Source organism: Yersinia sp. 2542 StPb PI (assembly GCF_048593855.1).
Classification (GTDB): domain Bacteria; phylum Pseudomonadota; class Gammaproteobacteria; order Enterobacterales; family Enterobacteriaceae; genus Yersinia; species Yersinia enterocolitica_E.
Genome location: NZ_JAZGQA010000042.1, coordinates 1 through 21,860, shown reverse-complemented (window position 1 = coordinate 21,860; position 21,860 = coordinate 1). Strand labels below are relative to the sequence as shown.

The window sequence follows — 21,860 nt, the reverse complement described above, 5'->3', positions numbered from 1 at the left end:
TAATGTTTAAACGGCGGAAATGATGAAGGTTGAAGACAATTTAAGCACTAATAACGAGAGCTAGCTCACAAAGCAAACGATTCATCAGGAAACCCTTTCCTCCCTCATGTTTACTTCATGGCATCCGAAGATGCGGTTTGCTATCAGCCGATACGTGGATGAATGCTAACAAAAGTCAATGCCATTACAGGGAGCGGCACCAATGAATCAATCCAATGATGAAAAAAGGCAAACCTTGCTGAACCAGTTGCAGCAGATTGTGGGTGCGCGCTACTTGCTAACCGGCGAACGGCAGACAGAGCGTTATCGTACGGGTTTCCGCTCAGGAGCAGGGTCTGCTCTTGCGGTGGTGTTCCCTTCGACGTTATTACAGCAATGGCAGTTGCTACAAGCCTGTGTGGCCGCCGATACCATTGTTATCATGCAGGCAGCGAACACCGGGCTGACAGAAGGCTCAACCCCCAGTGGTAATGATTATGATCGACCCATTGTTATATTAAATACTTTGCGCCTCAATCAAATCCAGCTATTAAATGATGGAAAGCAGGTTATTGGTTTTCCTGGCAGTACGCTGAATCAATTGGAAAAACGTCTGAAACCTTATGATCGTGAACCCCATTCGGTCATTGGGTCCTCTTGCATCGGAGCCTCGGTGGTGGGGGGCATTTGTAATAACTCAGGGGGGTCATTGGTTCAAAGAGGCCCTGCCTACACCGAAATGGCACTGTACGCACAGATTGATGCTCAGGGTGAGTTACAGTTAATCAATCATTTAGGAATTAATTTAGGCAATACGCCAGAAGAGATTTTGCAACGGCTGGAACGGGGTAAATATCGTGCCAGCGATATTGCACAAGGTACACAACAAGCCTCCGACCACGAATATGCTACGCGAGTAAGAGATATTGATGCGCCGACCCCTTCGCGTTTTAATGCCGATCCAAGACGATTATTTGAAGCCTCGGGATGTGCCGGTAAATTGGCCGTATTTGCAGTACGGCTTGACACTTTTCCCAGTGAAAAACAGCAGCAAGTCTTTTATATCGGCACCAATCAGACTCAGGTATTGACTGAATTACGCCGTGCAATTTTACGTGACTTTAAACATTTGCCCGTCGCTGGTGAATATATGCATCGCGATATTTTTGATATTGCTGAAGTGTACGGCAAAGATACCTTTGTCATGATAAATAGCATGGGTACCAATAATATGCCCCGTTTCTTTACCCTAAAGGGCAAAATTGACGCGCGGCTTAGCAAAGTTCCTTTTTTAATCGACCATTTAACTGATCGAATTATGCAAGGCTTCAGCCAGGTACTGCCCAACCATTTACCTAAACGCCTCAAAACATATCGGAGTAAATATGAGCATCATTTGATGCTTAAAATGTCAGGTGCAGGTATTCCTGANGCACAGCAGTTTTTGAAGGACTTTTTTGCGAAGGCGGAAGGTAACTTCATTACTTGTACCGCTGATGAAGGCAAGAAAGCCTTTTTACACCGCTTTGCCGCAGCCGGTGCTGCTGTGCGCTATCACGCTGTTCACGCTGATAAAGTGGAGGATATTCTGGCTCTGGATATTGCGCTACCGCGCAATGAAGAACAATGGTTTGAGACACTCCCGGCAGAAATAGACCAATGCCTGGTCGCCAAACTCTATTACGGCCATTTCTTGTGCCATGTCTTCCATCAGGACTATATTGTGAAAAAAGGTGTTGATACCCAGGCATTAAAACAAAAAATGCTGGCACTGCTGAATGACAAAGGGGCGGAATATCCGGCTGAGCACAATGTGGGGCATCTCTATATAGCCAAACCAGCCTTAAAGGATTTTTACCAACAGATAGACCCAACCAACAGCTTTAATCCTGGGATTGGTAAAACCTCAAAACGTAAATCCTGGCAGAAAGAATAATATCACACCGATACTGGGCTCCATATCAAGTCGAATTAGGCATTATCTGAATTCAAGTCTTCTATCTCCTGAATTCTGCCAAACAAACTATAGTCATAGTCTAGAGCCAACGAGGTTGGTGCGGCTAACAAATGTTAGTCGGTATTAATGCTAAATCTGGGAGACAGAATGAAAATAATACTGTGGATTATCGCCATTATTTTTATTGTCGGGTTGTTGACGATTACTGGTGTGTTTAAATTAATTTTTTAATGGTTATCAGAGAGATGTAAATATCCGCCAATTGCTTTAAGCAGAATTTGCAGCCCGCCTGCAAATTCTGCTATCTACTGACGGTGTTCTCTACCTATTCCGACACCTGAGCTAAACGCCCTTGCGCATCTTTTTGCTGACGATAGCTTTTGGCAGCCCCAGGGATCGGCGCGGCTTTACCGGTTTCCATCCAACTGCGTAGGCGGTTTGCATCTGCAAAATGCGTATATTTACCAAAGGCATCTAACACCACAAGAGCTACAGGACGATTGCCAATGACGGTCCGCATTGCCAAACAGTGCCCTGCTTGATTCGTAAAGCCGGTTTTAGTGAGCTGAATATTCCATTTATCGTTATAAACTAAATGGTTAGTGTTACGAAATGGCAGCGTATAATCAGGGTCACGGAAAGTTGCCATTTTCTCAGTGGTGGTGCTTAGTTGCCCAATCAGCGGGTATTGTTTGGTCGCCACCAGCAACTTGGTCAAATCATGCGCGGTCGAGACATTATCAATCGACAGACCTGTTGGCTCAACATAACGTGTTTTGGTCATTCCCAAAGATTTCGCTTTCGCATTCATTGCGTTAATAAATGCGTTATAGCCTCCGGGATAGTGATGCGCCAGACTCGCCGCAGCGCGGTTTTCCGATGACATTAATGCTAATAGCAGCATATCTTTGCGACTGATTTCACTGTTTACCCTAACCCGAGAAAATACCCCTTTCATTTCTTTAGTTTGATGAATATCTACTGAGATAATCTCATCCAGTGGCAATTTGGCATCCAACACCACCATTGCGGTCATCAGTTTGGTGATCGACGCAATGGGTACCACTTCATCAACATTGTTAGCGTAAATCACTTTATTTGTTTGTAAATCAACCACCATCGCGCTGCCGGATGCCAGTTCCAAGGGCGTTTTCCCTTTAATTTCAGCCGCCCCACCACTGGCAGAGGCTAAAGGAACAACACTGATACCGGTAGATAAAAGCAAAAAACTTAATAGTGCAAAACGGATTTTCACATGCATGTTCGTCAGCTTAGATAGGTTGTCGGGAGTGATTGTGGTTGGTTCGGCGCATTATAAATTACAGTAATGCACGGCGCACCACACATTCTTCAAATGATTGTTACAAAGATTAAAGCTGCCTAATTGCTACTCACCGGTAAACACTTTTCAAAGAAAGGAACAAAGACTTATTGTGAGCATTATTTTGAAAGATAGTGATTGTTTATAAAATAAGCAAGCAGCCATCGTGGCTCAATTTAGGTCAGGATAATTCAATTTTGCTAAATTGTGCGGGATGTGACGTTAATTGGCGGAAAGATTAGCGCTATAAATCTAAACAGATTATCAATAATGACAAAAAAAACGCTTGCTAGACTAATTATTACCCTATAATTGCCAACATAATTTTTAGATATACCCTAAATAATTCGAGTTGCAGGAAGTCGGCAAGCGAGAGACAAATCGGTCGGGAACCGATTTGAACAGCATTTATGCTGCCCGCAGGGTGAGGCTCATTAACCCCGATAAGCTTACATGAGTAAATGATTCGGGTGATTGAACGTAGCCAATGCAGCTGCTACTTGAAGTATGACGGATATAAAACTGATTCATAGGTATTTATATGGGAACAACAATCTTTGGTATTCTCTTTGGTGTATTTCTAATCGCGGCAGGTTTAGCGGATATTCATGATGAAAATCTAGCATCACTAACCTTCTGGGTTGACGCATTGCTGATTCTTGTTGGTGCAGTATTCCTATTGGGTATTGCAAAGTTTATCGGGCGTAAGAAGAAATAGCAGTGATATTTATCAGAAAAGGCCGCGCACGGCCTTTTCATTGTCAGCCTGTTATACCAAATCACTCATCACTAATTGTGCGATTTCAAAGTAAATAATCAGGCCCGTACCATCAATAAAGGTAGCAATAAAAGGTGCGGAGACCACCGCAGGATCAATTGACATCCGTTTTAATACCATCGGAATAATCGAAGAGACAATGGCACTCCACACGGTGATAGCAACAACAGTTAAGCTCACCACAATGGTGACTTCCATCCCTACGCCCAGGAACCAAGCGCGGATCCAGGCCGCCAGCCCAATCGTTGTTGCCACCATCAGAGAAGTAGAGACCTCTTTACGCAATACCGCCCCCACATTGCGCAGACTCACCTCCCCCAAAGCCATGGCTCGTACCAGAGTCGAGGTGATTTGCGTACCACTGTTACCACCGGTTCCAATCAGTAATGGAATAAAGAAAGCCAGCGCGATAGCGGCTTCCAATTGCTCTTCAAACGCTTTCAATACTGTTCCGGTATAAGCTTCTGCCACAAATAACAGTAATAACCATATAACGCGTTTACGCCATAATGTTATCGGGCTAGTTTGCAAATAAGGCTCGTCGAGAGGCAAACTGGCTCCTTGCCGTTGGGCATCCTCAGTATTTTCATCTTCGATCAATTCGGCAATATCTTTCGCCCGTAATACCCCCACTAATTTTCCGTGGCTTAATACCGGAACAATATCCAGGCCGCTTTTTGCCAGTAAACTTGCCGCTTCATGGCGATCTTGATCTGGAGATAGTGAGAAATAGCTCTGATTGATAATTTGGAATACTTTTATATCCGGCTGATCTTCAGTCAGTAAATTCTTAACCGAGAGTAAGCCGACCAAATGCTGCTTGCCATTTGTTACCAACAATTGCGTTGGTATTTCATTATCTGAGATATTCTGCAAGAAATAGGCTTTAGCCTCAGTGACTGACATATCAGCCGATACCGTAATATAAGCATCGCTGATATAGGCACCTAAGGTGGACTCTTTATCTTCGCCTTGATTGGATTGGTTTGGTATTGCTAAATCGAAATGTGAACTCATAAATGACCCTATTACTGTTATAAATTAACTAAACAGTCCTCACATAGGGGCGTAACCAGATTAGAGAGTGCTCAATGGCTATCTCCGTGTCTAAGTTTTAGCACTATACAACGTATCTGATTTCTCAGAAGTTACTTTGGGTTATACCTTAATCCGATATAACCTGTCCTAACCTTGGGCGTCTCTGGACGTCGTCAGATCAGTAACCTGTGTTTGTATAGGAGCCTCGCCTAACGAGATACTGCATTTAAAATGCAGGCACACTATAAACGCGATACTTAAAGCAAATCAAAAGAATAACTATTCTTGTTTAAGCTATATTTAAGGTTAGGATTTATATGGCTAATATATAAGTAATAGAAAATTCATACCCGCAGAATAGCCAACGCAATATCTTTTGAGTTTTTTAACGCACGGATTTCACTGAATAAATCTGTGGCTTCAGCATATTCTTTACGTAAATAACCCAACCACTGTTTGATGCGGGCAACATGATACAGGCCGGTATCGCCCTGCTTTTCCAACTGCACATATTTTTGCAGCAGTTTTACCACTTCAGACCAAGCCATACGCGGTTCGTTATACTTCACCACCCGGCTCAGATTCGGTACATTTAATGCCCCGCGCCCTAGCATCACGGCATCACAGCCCGTGACCTTCATGCACTCCTGCGCGCTCTGGTAATCCCAGATCTCACCATTGGCGATCACGGGGATAGTCAGCCGCTGGCGTATTTCGCCAATCGCTTGCCAATTAATGCGCTCGGCTTGATAGCCATCTTCTTTGGTGCGGCCATGTACTGCCAGTTCAGTCGCGCCCGCTTGTTGCACTGCGTCTGCGATTTCAAACTGACGAGCGCCAGAATCCCAGCCCAAACGAATTTTGACTGTGACTGGCAAGTGGGCAGGCACGGCTTCACGCATCGCTTTGGCCCCCTGATAAATCAATTCAGGATCTTTCAGCAATGTGGCACCACCGCCACTGCCATTCACCAGCTTTGAAGGACACCCACAATTGAGATCGACACCGTATGAGCCAAGTTCTACCGCGCGAGCCGCGTTTTCCGCCAGCCACTCAGGATATTGACCCAATAATTGAATACGAACTAAGGTGCCGGAGGGAGTACGGCTTTGATGATGTAATTCAGGGCAGAGACGATAGAAGGATTTTGCTGGCAAAAGTTGATCGACCACCCGTAAAAACTCAGTGATACAAAGGTCATAATCGTTCACTTCGCTGAGGAGTTCGCGCACCAGTGAATCTAATACCCCTTCCATCGGCGCCAATAATACTCGCATGCTAATTACCCTGATCCATTATCCGCACTCGCCCAGTATAAGCGTAAAAAAGACCGGCAATGATACGGGGGAATTGAGGTGTAAAACAAGGAATAACCCAGCAGGAACGCCAATTCAGATGAAAAAAAACCGCCTCAAAGAAGCGGTTTGATCAGCGAAAGGGATTACTGCTTATTCGCCTGGTTTACTGCTACGGCCACGTGAAGCAGGGCCAGCCGGGCGACGTTGACCATCAGCCTGGCTACGTGGGCGACTGTTACGGCTATCGCCGCGACCGGCTGCACCACCGCCATTCTGTGGACGGCCTGCGCTGCTACCACGCCCCATTCCTGGACGTTGTGCGCCACGACCCTGACGACCATTTTGAATCGGATCAGCTTTGATGCTTGGGTCCGGCTCATAGCCATCCAGCGCGATGCGCGGAATTTCACGCTTCAGTAAACGCTCAATATCACGCAACAGTTTATGCTCATCAACGCAAACCAGTGAAATCGCTTCACCGGTGCGTTCCGCGCGGCCAGTACGACCAATACGGTGCACGTAATCTTCTGGTACGTTAGGCAATTCATAGTTAACCACATGGGGTAACTGATCAATGTCCAGACCACGGGCAGCAATATCAGTGGCTACCAGAACCCGGATTTTACCGTCTTTAAAATCAGCCAATGCACGAGTACGCGCGCCCTGGCTCTTATTACCGTGAATTGCCGCGGAGGTAATGCCGTCTTTATTCAATTGTTCAGCCAAATGGTTAGCACCATGCTTAGTGCGGTTAAACACCAACACTTGCTGCCAGTTGCCCTCACCAATCATCTGAGACAATAATTCACGTTTGCGGTTTTTATCCACAAAATGAACACTTTGCGCAATTTGTTCAGAAGCTGTATTGCGGCGCGCGACTTCAACGGAAGCCGGGTTGTTCAACAGCTTGCTCGCCAGACCTTTAATCTCATCTGAGAAGGTGGCGGAGAACAGCAAGTTCTGGCGCTTAGCGGGCAGTTTTGCCAATACGCGACGGATATCGTGAATAAAGCCCATATCCAGCATGCGGTCAGCTTCGTCCAATACCAAAATTTCGATCTTGGACAAATCTACTGCGTTCTGATGTTCCAGATCCAGTAAACGGCCAGGCGTCGCGACTAAAATATCAACACCACCACGCAGTTTCATCATCTGGGGGTTAATGCTAACGCCACCAAATACCACCAGCGAACGTAGCTTCAGATATTTACTGTAACTCTGTACGTTTTCGTCAATCTGCGCAGCCAGCTCACGGGTCGGCGTTAAGATCAACGCACGTACCGGGCGACGGCCTTTAATTGGCTGTTGATCCTGACTAAGCAGTTGCAGCAATGGCAAGGTGAAACCAGCGGTTTTACCGGTACCGGTTTGCGCACTGGCCATTAAATCACGGCCTTCCAGTACCACAGGGATTGCCTGACGTTGAATCGGTGTCGGCACAAGGTAGCCCTGCTCTTCAACAGCACGCAGGATGTCGGCGTTTAGGCCGAGAGAATCAAATGACATATTACAAGAAGCTCCAGATCTTCCCAATCCCAACGATATCGTCAGGTGCAGTTTCAAGGGAAGATTATCAGACGAGGCATGAATTGAGGCATTACCACGAGGATTGGCACAAACTGCAGTGCACCATTGCGGCTGATTGTAGCAGATCTTTAGCAAGAAAAGGGATATTTACACATTTCTTAAGATTTTTATTAGCGCAAACATCAAGAGAATTGATTTATTACTTGTCATTTATCCATCCCTGATCGCAAAAACCAGGCTTTTATCCGCGCTGACTTTACATATTCTTTGGGACGACCTAAAGTTAATCATATGATTGATTAATTGTTCGACTACCTCTTAGCATTTAACTAATTTCTATTTATTGAGTATGGTGACGATGTCTCATTCCACACCTCATTCCTTAATATTATCCACGCCCGTTACCAGCCGTGGTGAGCAAGCCCGCCAACAATTGATTCAGGCGGCTACCGAATTATTCGGTGAGTTAGGCCTGAAAGGGGCTACAACTCGGGATATCGCCCAGCGGGCAGGACAGAACATTGCGGCCATCACCTACTATTTCAACTCTAAAGAAGGGTTGTATCTGGCGGTCGCGCAACAAATAGCGGATTTCATTCAGCAGACCTTCTCACCGCTGGCGCAAGAGATTGACCAGTTTCTCCAACAACCGATTCACGCACAAACCGCCGAGCAACAGTTGCATTTTATTCGCCGTGGGTTGCTGGAATTCAGCCATCTAATGACGCAGCCAGAAACGTTGAATATGAGCAAAATCATGGCGCGTGAGCAACTCTCCCCGAGCGATGCTTATCCACTGATTCATGTGCAGGCTATTGCGCCATTACACCAAAAACTCAATCTGCTGCTGGCCGCATTTATTGGTGCTGATGCCAGTGCAACCAAAACGATTCTTCATACCCATGCCTTGATTGGTGAAGTGTTGGCCTTTCGCATGGGGCGCGAGACTATCCGCCGCCAGGCCGGTTGGCTGGATATTGGTGAGGCTGAAAGTGAAATGATCAATCAGGTACTTATCGAACACATTGACCTGCTGCTTTACGGATTGCGGGACAAATCAGTACGGTGAGCGTATTGAAGGGGTCGTTATAAAATTGTAGCTATAGACATGGTCGATAGGGAGCATTATGAATCGCAAGAAGATTATAGTGGCCGTCGTTATTGTTGCCCTACTGGCGGCGATAGGTTATGGCTGGAACTACTACCGTCAACAACACGACGCATCACTGACGCTGTACGGCAATGTGGATATTCGCACAGTGAATTTAGGCTTTCGGGTCGGTGGTCGGCTGGCGTCTCTGGCTGTCGATGAAGGGGATAAAATCCAGCCAGGGGAAGTTCTGGGGAAACTGGATGACGGCCCTTATCTCAATGCACTCAAACAAGCGCAAGCCAATGTTCAAAGCGCGCAAGCACAATTGGCTTTATTGAAGGCAGGATACCGTGACGAAGAGATAGCACAGGTAAANTCTGAAGTTGCTCAGCGAGAAGCGGCATTTAGCTATGCCGATAGTTTCCTAAAACGTCAACAAGGGTTGTGGGCAAGTAAAGCCACCTCGGCCAACGAGCTAGAGAATGCTCGAACTGCCCGTAATCAAGCACAGGCTAATCTGCAAGCCTCCAAAGATAAACTCGCACAATATTTGAGTGGCAACCGGCCACAAGAAATTGCGCAAGCCGAAGCGAATCTGGCCCAAAGTGAAGCTGAACTGGCTCAAGCTCAACTCAACCTGCAAGACACTACCCTGCTCGCGCCATCAGCGGGTACCGTACTCACTCGCGCGGTTGAGCCGGGGACCATTTTATCCGCCAGTAACACCGTATTTACCCTGTCACTGACCGATCCGGTATGGGTACGGGCCTACGTCAGTGAGCCCCACTTGAATCAGGCCATCCCCGGTACCGAAGTCGACGTATTTACCGATGGCCGCCCGGACAAGCCATATCACGGCAAAATAGGTTTCGTATCACCCACGGCGGAATTTACCCCTAAAAGTGTCGAAACGCCTGAGCTGCGTACCGATCTGGTTTATCGCTTACGTATCATTATCACTGATGCCGATGAATCGTTACGACAAGGTATGCCTGTCACCGTTCGTTTCGCACAACCTTAAGGCGGCATGAGCTATGAATGGAATCCAGCATCTTATTACTTTGGAGGGTGTTGAAAAACGCTTCCCCGGACTGGATAACCCCGCCGTCGCCAGCCTGACGACCGAGATCCGCAGTGGTGCAGTCACCGGTTTGGTTGGGCCGGACGGGGCTGGTAAAACCACCCTGCTCCGTATGCTCGCCGGATTACTCAAACCCAGTCAAGGCAAGATGACGGTGGTCGGGCTGGACCCGTTAGAAAACGATCGCCAGTTACATTCTATTCTCGGATATATGCCACAAAAGTTTGGTTTATATGAAGACCTCACGGTGATGGAGAACCTGACGCTGTATGCCGATCTACGCGGGGTTACCGGTGAGCTTCGCCGCCAAACATTTGAGCGCCTGCTGACGTTTACCGATTTAACCCGCTTTACTGACCGGCTGGCGGGAAAATTGTCCGGCGGGATGAAGCAAAAACTGGGCCTGGCCTGTACTCTGGTCGGTCAGCCCAAAGTACTGTTGCTCGATGAGCCGGGCGTCGGCGTTGACCCGATTTCACGCCGCGAGCTATGGCGCATGGTGCATGAGTTAGCGAGCGATGGCATGCTTATCCTGTGGAGCACGTCATATCTGGATGAAGCAGAGCAATGCCGCGAAGTGTTGTTGCTAAATGAAGGGAAGTTGCTGTACAGCGGTGCGCCGCAAAGCCTGACACAACGGATGAGTGGGCGCACAATTTTGCTGGCAGCGCAAACCGGGACCAACCGTAAACTGTTACAACATGCGCTGGCATTGCCCCAAGTGAGTGATGGGGTTATTCAGGGGAAGTATGTGCGGTTAATCCTCAAGCCCGACGTGGATCACAGCCAACTATTGCCACTACTCAATCAACCCAATGCCGAGATAACGGAAGCAGAACCGCGCTTTGAGGATGCCTTTATCGACCTGTTGGGGGGCGGCCCCGCCAGTGAGTCCGCGTTGGCGAAAATCATGCCCAAAGTTGCAGGTAGCCATCAGGAGACCGTGATTGAAGCCCAAGAGTTAACCAAAAAATTTGGCGATTTTGCCGCTACCGATCATGTAAATTTTCAGGTCAAACGCGGTGAGATATTTGGTCTGCTCGGTCCGAATGGGGCGGGTAAATCCACTACCTTTAAAATGATGTGCGGTCTGTTAGTCCCCAGCTCAGGCAAAGCATTGGTACTGGGAATGGATCTGAAAACCAGTTCAGGTAAAGCACGACAACATTTGGGCTATATGGCGCAGAAATTCTCGTTGTATGGCAATCTGACCGTTGAACAAAACCTGAAGTTTTTCTCCGGCGTTTATGGTCTGCAAGGCAAAACGCAACGCGATAAAATAGCTGACATGACCTCAGCCTTTAACTTTACCCCAATCCTCAAACAAACCCCGGACTCACTGCCACTGGGGTTTAAACAGCGTTTGGCATTGGCCTGCGCGTTAATGCATGAACCAGACATTCTGTTCCTGGATGAACCGACGTCCGGTGTCGACCCCCTCACCCGCCGTGAGTTTTGGTTGCATATCAATGGGATGGTAGATAAAGGTGTCACCGTCATGGTTACCACCCACTTTATGGATGAAGCGGAATACTGTGATCGTATCGGGCTGGTTTACCGTGGCAAAATTATCGCAGCCGGCACACCTGATGAGTTAAAACAACAGGTTGCCAGTGATGATAATCTTAATCCCTCCATGGAAGAGGCCTTTATTGGGCTGGTGCAGCGCTATGATCAGCAAAATGATAAGGAGCAACAGTCATGACCGAGCCACATCTATTGCCAGTGGATAAATCGTCGGTAAATGAGAGCGAAACTTATCAGGACACGGGGTTTTCCTGGCGTCGCCTACGAGCCCTATGCCGTAAAGAGACCCGGCAAATACTGCGTGACCCGAGCAGTGGATTGATAGCATTCGTCATCCCGCTGTTGCTGCTGTTTATCTTTGGCTATGGCATCAATCTGGACTCCAGCAAACTGCACGTCGGCATTTTAATGGAGCAACAGAGCAAACCGGCTCAGGATCTGGCTAACGCCTTCGCCAGTTCACCTTATATTTCACCGCAAATCAGTGATAATCGCCAGGCGCTAATTCAGGCGATGCAAGCCGGCAAAATTCGTGGGCTAATTGTTATCCCCAATGATTTTGCGCAGCAGCTTGCGCGCCCCGAAAGTAAAGCCCCCATTCAGGTGATTACTGATGGCAGTGAACCCAATACCGCCAACTTTGTGCAAGGCTACGCACAAGGGGTGTGGCAAATCTGGCAACAACAACAGGCGCAAAACCTAGGGCAAAAAAACGATCCTCTGATTGAGATTCAGGTCCGTTATTGGTTTAACCCTGCCGCCATCAGCCGACACTTTATTATTCCCGGAGCCATTACCATTATTATGACGGTTATCGGCGCGATTCTAACCTCGCTGGTGATCGCCCGTGAATGGGAGCGCGGAACCATGGAAGCGCTGCTGTCGACCCAGGTCACGCGCAGCGAGTTGCTGTTGTCGAAACTGATCCCCTATTACGTCTTGGGCATGATAGCCANGACACTCTGCATGGCGGTGTCGGTATTTATCCTCGATGTGCCTTTCCGTGGCTCATTGTGGATACTGTTTGTTATGACCAGCCTATTTTTGGCCAGCACTCTGGGTATGGGATTGCTAATTTCGACCATTACCCGTAATCAATTTAATGCCGCAATGGTGGCCTTGAATGCCGCATTCCTGCCGGCTGTGATGCTGTCTGGCTTCATTTTCGAAATTGACAGCATGCCCGCTATCGTGCGCGCCGTAACCTATATCATTCCGGCCCGCTATTTTGTCAGCAGTCTGCAAACCCTGTTTCTGGCGGGGAATATCGGCACCGTGCTGGTGATTAACCTGTTGTTCCTGGTCGCCTCAGCAGCCGTATTTATCGGCCTGACGGCATGGAAAACTAATCGTCGGTTAGATTAGACGCCGATTAGATTAAAGGAAGGAAGCAAGATATGTTTCACCGCCTCTACACATTGATTATCAAAGAGTTGCAGTCACTGCTGCGGGAGCCACAGACACGTGCAATCTTAATTATGCCGGTCATATTACAAGTCATTTTGTTCCCATTCGCCGCTACTTTGGAAGTGACCAATGCCACCATTGCTATTTATAGCGAAGACAGCGGGAAAGCCTCTGTAGAGCTGACCCAACGCTTTGCCAAAGCAGAGGCTTTTTCTCATGTCTTACTGCTCCACAGCCCGCAAGAAATTCAGCCAGTGATTGATAACCAGCAAGCACTGCTTTTGATACGTTTCCCAGAGCAATTCAGTGCTGACCTGGCGAATGGCAAAACCACTCAGTTGCAATTATTGCTGGATGGGCGCAACTCCAACAGCGCGCAAATTGCCGCCAATTACATTCAGCAAATCGTACAAAATTATCAATTAGAATTAACCCAAGGCCAGATAAAGCCCAACAACAGCGAGTTAGTCATCCGCAATTGGTATAACCCAAATCTGAACTACAAATGGTTCGTAGTGCCATCATTGATTGCGATGATTACGACCATCGGGGTGCTTATTGTGACATCACTGTCGGTGGCTCGTGAGCGGGAGCAAGGGACCCTCGAGCAGTTGTTAGTTTCACCGCTAACCACCTGGCAGATTTTTATTGGTAAAGCTGTCCCGGCACTGATTGTCGCCACTTTCCAGGCAAGTATCGTCTTGTTTATCGGTATCTTTTTTTACCAAATTCCGTTTGCTGGTTCGTTGGCACTGTTTTACGGCACCATGCTGCTCTACGGCTTGTCGCTCGTTGGCTTCGGTTTGCTAATTTCCTCGTTATGTTCCACTCAGCAGCAGGCTTTTATTGGCGTGTTTGTTTTTATGATGCCCGCTATCTTGCTGTCCGGTTATGTCTCGCCGGTGGAGAATATGCCTATCTGGCTGCAAAATATTACGTGGATCAACCCTATCCGCCACTTTACCGATATCACCAAACAGATTTACCTCAAGGATGCCAGTTTCGATATTATCTGGCACAGTTTGTGGCCGTTACTCGTGATAACCGCCACCACGGGGAGTGCCGCCTATGGGATGTTTAGGCGGAAAATCGCATAGCGACATTAAACGGTAGCAAGACTTACTTGCATTCACCAAAAAGCAAAAAGGACACCACAGGGGTGTCCTTTAAAATTTTGATCAACCTATACAACGAGCAAGTTTGACGCATTGCAACCCTGAATCAGCCAGCTTAAGCTGAGTTTGATTCAGTGGCGAGACCAAAAAATTGACCGACGCCCGCAGCGCAGAAAGCGCAGTTGACATCGGTCAATGAGCATTTCGAGCAGCGTACGGCAAGCAAGTTTGCCGCATTGCAACCCTGAATCAGCTAGCTTAAGCTGAGTTTGATTCAGTGGCGAGACCAAAAAATTGACCGACGCCCGCAGCGCAGAAAGCGCAGTTGACATCGGTCAATGAGCATTTCGAGCAGCGTACGGCGAGCAAGTTTGCCGCGTCGCAGCCCTGAATCAGCCAGCTTAACGGCGGTTGCCGAAAATCCGCAGTAACATCAAGAACAAGTTAATGAAATCAAGATACAGCGTCAAAGCACCCACGATGGAATACTTGCGGAAGTTATCTTTATCATTGGCATCCAACTGTGAGCCCATGTTTTTCAACTTCTGGGTATCATAAGCAGTCAAACCAACAAACACTAACACCCCGATGTAGGTCACTGCCCACATTAGCGCCGTGCTTTTCAGCCAGATGTTAACAATCGATGCCAACACGATACCGATCAGGCCCATAAACAGCATGCTGCCCATACCACTCAAATCACGCTTGGTGGTATAGCCGTAGAAACTCATGGCACCAAACATACCGGCAGCAATCAAGAATGTGCTGGCGATAGAAGAGCTGGTGTACATGATGAAAATGCTGGATATCGTCAAGCCGGTTAATGCGGAGTAGAGCATAAACAGCGAGGTAGCCATCGAGCCACTCAGGCGGTTAACCATGCCAGAAATAACAAATACCAGACCTAACTGAACAATAATCAGCCCGAAAAAAGTGATCTGACTGGAAAATATAAAGTTGAGTATCGCAGGGGTATTCGCTGCGTACCAAGCGACAACCGCCGTTAATAACAGACCACAGGTCATCCAGCCGTATACCTGCGCCATGTATGCCTGAATGCCTGTGTTGGCACGTTCGACAATCGAACCATTAGAGCGTGGATAGCGATCCATGGTAGTTACCTTATGCATATAAATAATGATACAGGCCATCTAAATTGACAGCCCACCGACTTTTTAAGGGTACCACAGAAGTACAGTCAACAAGGGAGTAAAAATAGACATTTAGCAGTGATCTTTACACTGGTTTACGCTCAATTTACCAGCGCCTGGCCGCCTGATGATCACTGTCGCGTGATTCAACCCAACGTTCGCCGTCCGTTGTGGCTTCCCGTTTCCAAAATGGTGCCTTTGTTTTCAGGTAATCCATTATAAATTCAGCCGCATCAAACGCCATACTGCGATGGGTACTGGTCACCCCGACAAAGACAATTTCATCACCGGGGAACAGTGGCCCCACCCGATGAATAACGCTAACTCGCTGTAAAGGCCAACGGCTGCGGGCGTCATCAATAATCTCAGCTAACGCCTTTTCTGTCATGCCTGGGTAATGTTCCAGCGTCAGTGCACTGACGCTATCACCCAGGTTGTGATTACGGACTTTGCCGGTAAAGGTCACCACCGCGCCATCTTCATCACACTGTGACAACCAGTGATACTCATCACCCACACTGAAGGTCTCAGTGCCCACACGAATACGGGTATGCTCCATTATCAACCTCCGGTCACCGGCGGGAAGAACGCCACTTCATCACCCGCCACCAGCGGATGGTGAACATTAACCAGTGATTGATTCACCGCAGTCAGTAATTTGCCTTCTTCAAGGGCTAATTGCCAGCGTTCGCCCCGTTGGCACAGGGATTGGCGCAGTGCCTCGACAGTGGGAAATTCCGCCGCCAATTGCAGGCTGTCGGTTCCGACCAGTTCACGCACCTGAGCAAAAAAGAGAATCTGAATCATGGGTTCACCTTAAAATCACCGGATTTCCCGCCACTTTTTGCTAACAGGCGCACCGGGCCAATTATCATGTCTTTTTGTACCGCTTTGCACATATCGTAAATTGTCAGGGCGGCAACGGAAGCTGCCGTCAGCGCTTCCATTTCCACGCCGGTCTTACCGGTCAGGCGGCAGCAAGTTTCGATACGCACACGGTTGTGTTCTGGCTGTGCTTCCAGTTGAACTTCAACTTTGGTTAGCAGCAGTGGATGGCACAGCGGGATCAATTCCCAGGTTTTTTTAGCCGCCTGAATCCCGGCAATACGCGCAGTGGCAAAGACATCACCTTTGTGGTGGCTGCCCTCGATAATCATCGCCAACGTCGCAGCCTGCATTTCAACAAAAGCCTCTGCCCGTGCTTCGCGCACAGTTTCTGCTTTAGTGGAAACATCCACCATATGGGCTTCGCCTGCGGCGTTAATGTGAGTTAGTTGGGTCATATAATCTCTTCTGTTCTTAACGTTGCCCGCTATCAACCGCCAATAAACGATAAATTCTGGGTAATACCGCTGTTGCCCTGATGCAGAAAATGGGTCTGTTTCTTGGTTTGCAATGCACTCTGGATGCGTGCCATTAACTCATCTTGCTGGTCATCGCTGCCCAGTAAGTCACGTAGCGTAATACCTTGCTCGCCAAATAAGCATAAATGCAGATTTCCCAGTGCTGAAACACGCAAACGGTTACAACTGGCGCAGAAGTCTTTCTCATACGGCATAATCAGCCCGACCTCCCCCAGATAATCCGGGTGATAGAACACCTGCGCCGGGCCNTCACTACGTGCCCGCGCTTGTTGCTGCCAACCTTGTTGGAGTAATTGCTGGCGGATGACGCCACCGGAGACATGATGCTGACGAAACAGCTTGCCCCCCTCGCCGGTTTCCATTAATTCGATAAACCGCAGTTGAATCGGCCGCGATTTTATCCAGGTGAGGAAGGCATTCAGGCTGCGATCATTGACATCACGCATCAGTACGGCATTAATTTTGACTTTCTCAAAACCAGCATCGAAAGCAGCATCAATGCCTTGCATGACCTGATGAAATTTATCCTGCCCGGTTATGGCATGAAATTGTCGCGGGTCAAGGCTATCAACACTGACGTTAATGGCTGTCAATCCAGCCTCCCGCCATTGGGTGGCGTCACGGGCTAAACGGTAGCCATTGGTGGTGACTGCCAGCGTGCGGATCGCCGGATTTTGTTTGATAGTCGCGATGATATCGGTGAAGTCGCGCCGCATAGAAGGTTCGCCGCCCGTCAGACGAATTTTTTCTGTTCCCAGCAGAGCAAAGGCGCGGCTGACGCGGCTTATCTCGTCCAGACTCAGAAAGCTTTTTAATCCGTCGGGGCGATAGCCATCCGGCAAGCAATAGGTGCAACGGAAATTGCACACATCGGTGATTGATAGGCGCAAGTAATAGAACTTGCGCGCAAATGCGTCAGTGAGTTGTACCATAACACCTTTCCAAATACGGGAGATGCAGGCATTTCTACCTCGCACCCTGGTGGCTTAAAGCCACGGCCAGAGCATCATATTGTTCGCGGACGAGACAACGTAGACGCCAAGGCTAGGAGTTTATGTTCAGTGACAGTTTACCTACTGCCCACCGAACCATGGTTTAAAAAGTAAAGCGCTTAGTGGCAGGTGAGTCGCTAAAAACCCTACTTTTCCTAGAGATTCTAACGCTAAAACGGCAGGATAGCCAATGGCTGTTTTTCGTTATATATTTTTATATACAACGACTTATCTAACAAAACTCACTGTTATTCAGTCTATTGTAATCCGTTGCTAATACTTTGTTTAAAATCACGAAAACAATGGCTTTTATCGCGTTTTCGCGGCAAATCCGTTAACTTATGCAGCAATTTCACCCTTAGCTACGCTATTAGAGCCAGGCAACAATATTTAGACAGGAAAAATATGCGAAATCGCACATTAGCGGATCTCGATCGAGTGGTTGCTTTAGGGGGAGGCCATGGCCTGGGGCGCGTGATGTCAGCCCTTTCTCCGCTGGGTTCACGCCTGACAGGTATTGTTACCACCACCGATAATGGCGGCTCGACGGGTCGCATTCGCCGTTCAGAAGGAGGGATTGCCTGGGGTGATACCCGCAATTGCCTTAATCAGTTGATCACTGAGCCGAGTGTGGCTTCGGCAATGTTTGAATACCGTTTTAGCGGTAATGGCGAACTCTCGGGCCATAATCTGGGCAATTTAATGCTCAAAGCGTTAGACCATCTCAGCATCAGACCTATCGAGGCAATCAATCTGGTGCGTAGCTTGCTGAAAGTAGAGGCATGGCTCATCCCGATGTCTGAGCAACCGGTCGATTTGCTGGCCATCGATCATGAAGGGCACCCCGTTTATGGTGAGGTGAATATCGACCAACTGGCAAAAATGCCACAAGAGATGTTGTTGTCACCGCACGTTCACGCCACGCGGGAAGCCGTGGAAGCAATTAGCCAGGCCGATGTTATTTTGATTGGGCCAGGTAGTTTCTTAACCAGTCTGATGCCCTTGTTACTGCTCGATGACTTAACTCAGGCCTTACGGCGCAGCTCTGCCAGTATGATTTATATCGGTAATCTCGGGCGTGAACTCAGTGTGGCGGCGGCCGCGCTATCGTTGCAAGAAAAACTGGCGATAATGGAAAGCAAGATTGGCCGCAAAATTATTGATGCGGCAATTGTCAGTCCACAAATTGATATCAGTGGTGTAACGGACAGGATTATTATCCAGCAGCCACTGGAAGCCAAAGATATCCCTTATCGCCATGACCGCGAATTACTGCGTCAGGCGCTGGAAACCACGTTGCAACAATTGGGTGGGGTGGGCTCGGCGTAAGTCGAACCGGTATTTTGTTGCTGGTTATCACTGAATATTGGGATGATAGGCTCCAAAACTCGCTGCTGATAATTCACTTTAGCTACGTGTATTGGTAAGGTGTAAAGCCGCGTCAATGGCTCATCAGTTAATATTTCGCCGCTGGGGCCATACAGATACTCACCCTCTGGGTAAAGCAACAAAGTGTTATCTGCTATATGCCGTGCGTGCTGTGGTGAATGGGTGGTAAATAGTACTGTTATACCCTGTCTTGTAGATAACGCCCTTAATGTACTCAGCACACGGTCTTGATTTGATAAATCCAACGCAGAGGCAGGTTCATCCAAAATAATAATTTCTGGTTCACTGGCCAATGCCCGGGCAATACAAACCAACTGTCGCTCACCGCCACTGAGTTGATCAAAAGGCTTATCAGCTAATGGCAGTAATCCCATCAGTTCTAAACAACTTTGCGTTATGTCCCGATCAACGATACCAGGCGAGGCATACCAGCGCATATGGCGTACCCGCCCTAACATCACCATAGTCCGCACTGTGTAAGGGAAGGTTATGCTTTCTTGCTGCGGAACATAAGCGACCTCAGCTGACAGGCACGTATCCCCCTGCTGTGAGGGAATAAGGCCCAAAATCGCGCGTAATAATGTTGTTTTCCCGCGCCCGTTAGTCCCCATAATAGCCGCTATCTGCCCTTTACCGAGGTGAAATGACAGATCATTAAACAAAACCTTCCCCCCATGAGACAGACTTAATCTACTCACATTAATCACGATGCCACCCCTTATCCTGATTTTTTCGTAGTAACCAGACGAACACCGGCGCGCCAATCAATGCCGTAAGAACACCCAAAGGAANNTCAGCGCTAGTAGCACTGCGAGCCAAGGTGTCTATGATAATCATATAGATAGCCCCAAATACCACGGCGGTTGGAAGTAATTTCTGGTGATCTGGCCCGACAATAATCCGTGTAATATGGGGAACAACCAACCCAACCCAGCCAATAGTCCCAGCAACCGCGACAGTCGCTGCCGTAATTAACGTGGTCGCTAGCAAAACTAACCAGCGAGTTTTCTCGACTGAAACCCCCAGTGCCACCGCATTTTCGTCCCCCAGAGATAAAACATTGATACGGAAACGCAATAAAAACAACAGTAAAATGCCAAGTAAAACAGGCAGAGTGACTAAAAATAATTTGTGATAAGTGATGGTAGAAAAACTGCCCATTAACCAGAAAACAATCGTGGGTAATGTGCTATTAGGGTCGGCAAAATAGGTCAGCAAGGATATTAATGCGGTAAAGAAAGCACTGATCACCACCCCGGCCAATATCAACATTAAAACCCGAGTACTGCCGCCATAGCGCCCAAGAAAATACACCAATGTCATCGCCAATAATCCACCAACAAACGCTAATGCCGTGGTTAGCATCAGAGAGGAAAATAGTACTATCGCAACAGCACCGCCCAATGCCGCCCCCGAAGAGACACCAATTATTTGCGGCCCCACCAATGGATTACGGAAAATTCCTTGTAGCGCAGCCCCGGCAACTGACAAACCAGCGCCAGTCAAGGCAGCGATAAGAATTCGCGGTAAACGGATAGCCATAACAACACGCTGTTCTGTCATCGTCCATTGAGTCAATAGATTCAGATCTTCAATAGGGAATATTGCTGAGACTAAAACTGCCATCACCACATTGATACTTAATGGATAACGGCCGCTACACAGTGCCACCAGTATTACCACAATCAGCAATAGGCTAATCAGAAACCAAAAAGCAGCGGTTTTTTGGCGCAAAAAATGTAGGTATCTCATGATTCATCCTTGAATAAATCGATATAATGTACCGATAATTTATTGGCCTCTAGCTGCAAGATTTTATTGAGCTCGCGTTGACTTAAGTTGTAGCCATAAAGGAAAGAATAACTTTCGATAATTTTTGATTTTAATGGGCCGCTGATGTTTTCAGGATAAAAGATATCCATAAGCCATTGCCAATACAGTGGTGTTTCCTGACTGGGCGCATCCCAGATAAATCCTCCATTGGGGATTTTATACACTCTTTTATTTTTAACGGCTGCCACCTCGGCTAATGCTGGACTGGCATATATATCCGCAGGTATCACACCCGTTTCAAAGTTACCTAATAAAATGATGTCTGGATTCCAGACTATGATTTGTTCTTGATTGATAACTCTTGGCCCGTTAAATTCAGCGGTGATACTGACCCCGCCAGCCCGTTTAATATCCTGATTGGTATGCGAAGTACGGCTAATCGTTTGTATTTCCGATAGAAACCGTGAAAGATAGAGAACTCGAGGTTTTTGCTGCTGTGGTATTGAGGTTACCACCCCATCAAGATCCCGTAGTGTCTTTTGACGCCATAGAATAATTTCTTCCGCCCGCACCTCTTGGCCAATACTTTCCCCTATCAATGATATCCATTGCTGTGTCTGGGTATCATCATGGTAAGGATATAAAATCAGCGCAATATTTAAACCCGCCAGAACAATAGGATCGACAATGTCATTCCCCAAATGTCCCCACTGCCAAACTAAGTCGGGTTGAATCGTTAGTAATGTTTCAATATTAGGCATAAAGCCGTGACCAACAGTATCACTGGGCAGCGATGCCATTGTCGGAAACATTGTCACGAGCATTCCTTGTTCAGCTGCCACTTTAGCAAAGGGATGAATACCCGCAAGACGATCGGTGCCTTGATCCAGACTGACCTGTAGCGAAGCTGCGGGTATCGGGATGACAACAGCACGTTTTGCCAAAGTGTTCAGAACAACACTGCGCTGTTTCATGTCAGTTAATTGAATACTATCATCGGCCAAAGCCCAGGGTATGGCAAAAAAAAACAGGCAAGTGAAAATCACAACAGAATATATATTATTAACCAT

At 47.7% G+C, this 21,860-nt stretch carries 20 protein-coding genes and 2 riboswitches; of the genes, 8 read left to right on the top strand and 12 right to left on the bottom strand.

Annotated features, from left to right (window positions below):
- Positions 1-202: 202 nt before the first annotated feature.
- Positions 203-1,915 (top strand): D-lactate dehydrogenase, encoded by a 1,713-nt coding sequence (gene dld / locus V1952_RS07750; protein ID WP_420074573.1) that lies wholly within the window; start codon positions 203-205, stop codon positions 1,913-1,915.
- Positions 1,916-2,261: 346 nt separating this feature from the next.
- Here the strand turns inward: dld and pbpG are convergent, their stop codons facing one another.
- The gene (gene pbpG, locus V1952_RS07745; RefSeq protein ID WP_372558393.1) at positions 2,262-3,197 is read right to left on the bottom strand and encodes a D-alanyl-D-alanine endopeptidase; all 936 of its coding nucleotides are present in this window, start codon (positions 3,195-3,197) and stop codon (positions 2,262-2,264) included.
- A 601-nt stretch (positions 3,198-3,798) separates the two neighbouring features.
- Between pbpG and V1952_RS07740 the strand changes: the two genes are divergently transcribed.
- Positions 3,799-3,975, top strand: coding sequence for a hypothetical protein (locus tag V1952_RS07740; RefSeq protein ID WP_005189574.1), 177 nt, complete (start codon positions 3,799-3,801; stop codon positions 3,973-3,975).
- A gap of 51 nt (positions 3,976-4,026) precedes the next feature.
- Here the strand turns inward: V1952_RS07740 and V1952_RS07735 are convergent, their stop codons facing one another.
- From V1952_RS07735 to rhlE, 3 genes are all read right to left on the bottom strand, one after another.
- The gene (locus V1952_RS07735) at positions 4,027-5,052 is read right to left on the bottom strand and encodes a magnesium transporter (RefSeq protein WP_372558392.1); all 1,026 of its coding nucleotides are present in this window, start codon (positions 5,050-5,052) and stop codon (positions 4,027-4,029) included.
- 75 nt (positions 5,053-5,127) lie between these two features.
- Positions 5,128-5,297, bottom strand: a riboswitch (M-box (ykoK) riboswitch).
- Positions 5,298-5,417: 120 nt separating this feature from the next.
- A complete protein-coding gene (dusC, locus tag V1952_RS07730; RefSeq protein ID WP_372558391.1) occupies positions 5,418-6,350 on the bottom strand; it encodes a tRNA dihydrouridine(16) synthase DusC in 933 nt (310 codons plus the stop codon).
- Between the two features lie 171 nt (positions 6,351-6,521).
- Positions 6,522-7,877: an ATP-dependent RNA helicase RhlE gene (gene rhlE / locus V1952_RS07725; protein ID WP_372558390.1), complete on the bottom strand. Its 1,356-nt coding sequence runs from the start codon at positions 7,875-7,877 to the stop codon at positions 6,522-6,524.
- Positions 7,878-8,256: 379 nt separating this feature from the next.
- Here rhlE and cecR point away from each other — a divergent pair, with 379 nt between their 5' ends.
- The 5 genes from cecR (at position 8,257) to V1952_RS07700 (ending at position 14,103) form a co-directional block, all read left to right on the top strand.
- Positions 8,257-8,967, top strand: coding sequence for a transcriptional regulator CecR (gene cecR, locus V1952_RS07720; RefSeq protein ID WP_372558389.1), 711 nt, complete (start codon positions 8,257-8,259; stop codon positions 8,965-8,967).
- 58 nt (positions 8,968-9,025) lie between these two features.
- Complete coding sequence (hlyD, locus tag V1952_RS07715) at positions 9,026-10,012, top strand: secretion protein HlyD (protein ID WP_420074572.1); 987 nt, start codon at positions 9,026-9,028, stop codon at positions 10,010-10,012.
- Positions 10,013-10,025: 13 nt separating this feature from the next.
- The gene (locus V1952_RS07710; RefSeq protein ID WP_420074571.1) at positions 10,026-11,777 is read left to right on the top strand and encodes an ATP-binding cassette domain-containing protein; all 1,752 of its coding nucleotides are present in this window, start codon (positions 10,026-10,028) and stop codon (positions 11,775-11,777) included.
- Complete coding sequence (locus tag V1952_RS07705) at positions 11,774-12,964, top strand: ABC transporter permease (protein WP_420074570.1); 1,191 nt, start codon at positions 11,774-11,776, stop codon at positions 12,962-12,964. Before V1952_RS07710 ends, V1952_RS07705 begins: the two co-directional genes overlap by 4 nt.
- Positions 12,965-12,996: 32 nt before the next feature.
- Positions 12,997-14,103 carry an ABC transporter permease gene (locus V1952_RS07700; protein ID WP_005189548.1) on the top strand — a complete coding sequence of 369 codons (1,107 nt, stop codon included), beginning with the start codon at positions 12,997-12,999 and terminating at the stop codon, positions 14,101-14,103.
- A gap of 419 nt (positions 14,104-14,522) precedes the next feature.
- Here V1952_RS07700 and V1952_RS07695 read toward each other — a convergent pair whose 3' ends face one another.
- From V1952_RS07695 to moaA, 5 genes are all read right to left on the bottom strand, one after another.
- Positions 14,523-15,233 carry a Bax inhibitor-1 family protein gene (locus tag V1952_RS07695; protein ID WP_083159520.1) on the bottom strand — a complete coding sequence of 237 codons (711 nt, stop codon included), beginning with the start codon at positions 15,231-15,233 and terminating at the stop codon, positions 14,523-14,525.
- Between the two features lie 145 nt (positions 15,234-15,378).
- The gene (gene moaE, locus V1952_RS07690) at positions 15,379-15,831 is read right to left on the bottom strand and encodes a molybdopterin synthase catalytic subunit MoaE (RefSeq protein ID WP_193784695.1); all 453 of its coding nucleotides are present in this window, start codon (positions 15,829-15,831) and stop codon (positions 15,379-15,381) included.
- Between the two features lie 2 nt (positions 15,832-15,833).
- Positions 15,834-16,079 carry a molybdopterin synthase sulfur carrier subunit gene (moaD, locus tag V1952_RS07685; RefSeq protein WP_032907188.1) on the bottom strand — a complete coding sequence of 82 codons (246 nt, stop codon included), beginning with the start codon at positions 16,077-16,079 and terminating at the stop codon, positions 15,834-15,836.
- Positions 16,076-16,555 (bottom strand): cyclic pyranopterin monophosphate synthase MoaC, encoded by a 480-nt coding sequence (gene moaC / locus V1952_RS07680; protein WP_372558386.1) that lies wholly within the window; start codon positions 16,553-16,555, stop codon positions 16,076-16,078. The genes moaD and moaC overlap by 4 nt, the downstream gene beginning before the upstream one ends.
- A 32-nt stretch (positions 16,556-16,587) precedes the next feature.
- Positions 16,588-17,568, bottom strand: a complete 981-nt coding sequence (gene moaA, locus V1952_RS07675) for a GTP 3',8-cyclase MoaA (RefSeq protein WP_420074569.1) — start codon at positions 17,566-17,568, stop codon at positions 16,588-16,590.
- Positions 17,555-17,699: riboswitch (molybdenum cofactor riboswitch) on the bottom strand. It overlaps the preceding gene by 14 nt.
- A gap of 334 nt (positions 17,700-18,033) precedes the next feature.
- On the opposite strand from moaA, the gene V1952_RS07670 reads away from it, so the two are divergent.
- Complete coding sequence (locus V1952_RS07670) at positions 18,034-18,957, top strand: gluconeogenesis factor YvcK family protein (RefSeq protein WP_420071322.1); 924 nt, start codon at positions 18,034-18,036, stop codon at positions 18,955-18,957.
- On the opposite strand, the gene V1952_RS07665 is transcribed toward V1952_RS07670, so the two are convergent.
- The 3 genes from V1952_RS07665 to V1952_RS07655 form a co-directional block, all read right to left on the bottom strand.
- Positions 18,906-19,724: an ABC transporter ATP-binding protein gene (locus tag V1952_RS07665; RefSeq protein WP_420071323.1), complete on the bottom strand. Its 819-nt coding sequence runs from the start codon at positions 19,722-19,724 to the stop codon at positions 18,906-18,908. The genes V1952_RS07670 and V1952_RS07665 overlap by 52 nt on opposite strands.
- A complete protein-coding gene (locus tag V1952_RS07660) occupies positions 19,717-20,769 on the bottom strand; it encodes a FecCD family ABC transporter permease (protein ID WP_420074568.1) in 1,053 nt (350 codons plus the stop codon). The genes V1952_RS07665 and V1952_RS07660 overlap by 8 nt, the downstream gene beginning before the upstream one ends.
- On the bottom strand, positions 20,766-21,860 hold a 1,095-nt coding region (locus tag V1952_RS07655), incomplete at its 5' end, for an ABC transporter substrate-binding protein (protein WP_420074567.1). The genes V1952_RS07655 and V1952_RS07660, both read right to left, overlap by 4 nt.

Coding starts and splice junctions, on each gene's coding strand:
- V1952_RS07735 (WP_372558392.1), bottom strand. CDS start 5,052: ATGAGTTCACATTTCGATTTAGCAATACCAAACCAATCCAATCAAGGC.
- moaD (WP_032907188.1), bottom strand. CDS start 16,079: ATGATTCAGATTCTCTTTTTTGCTCAGGTGCGTGAACTGGTCGGAACC.
- V1952_RS07740 (WP_005189574.1), top strand. CDS start 3,799: ATGGGAACAACAATCTTTGGTATTCTCTTTGGTGTATTTCTAATCGCG.
- dusC (WP_372558391.1), bottom strand. CDS start 6,350: ATGCGAGTATTATTGGCGCCGATGGAAGGGGTATTAGATTCACTGGTG.
- pbpG (WP_372558393.1), bottom strand. CDS start 3,197: ATGCATGTGAAAATCCGTTTTGCACTATTAAGTTTTTTGCTTTTATCT.
- moaC (WP_372558386.1), bottom strand. CDS start 16,555: ATGACCCAACTAACTCACATTAACGCCGCAGGCGAAGCCCATATGGTG.
- V1952_RS07700 (WP_005189548.1), top strand. CDS start 12,997: ATGTTTCACCGCCTCTACACATTGATTATCAAAGAGTTGCAGTCACTG.
- cecR (WP_372558389.1), top strand. CDS start 8,257: ATGTCTCATTCCACACCTCATTCCTTAATATTATCCACGCCCGTTACC.
- V1952_RS07710 (WP_420074571.1), top strand. CDS start 10,026: ATGAATGGAATCCAGCATCTTATTACTTTGGAGGGTGTTGAAAAACGC.
- V1952_RS07695 (WP_083159520.1), bottom strand. CDS start 15,233: ATGGATCGCTATCCACGCTCTAATGGTTCGATTGTCGAACGTGCCAAC.
- V1952_RS07670 (WP_420071322.1), top strand. CDS start 18,034: ATGCGAAATCGCACATTAGCGGATCTCGATCGAGTGGTTGCTTTAGGG.
- moaE (WP_193784695.1), bottom strand. CDS start 15,831: ATGGAGCATACCCGTATTCGTGTGGGCACTGAGACCTTCAGTGTGGGT.
- rhlE (WP_372558390.1), bottom strand. CDS start 7,877: ATGTCATTTGATTCTCTCGGCCTAAACGCCGACATCCTGCGTGCTGTT.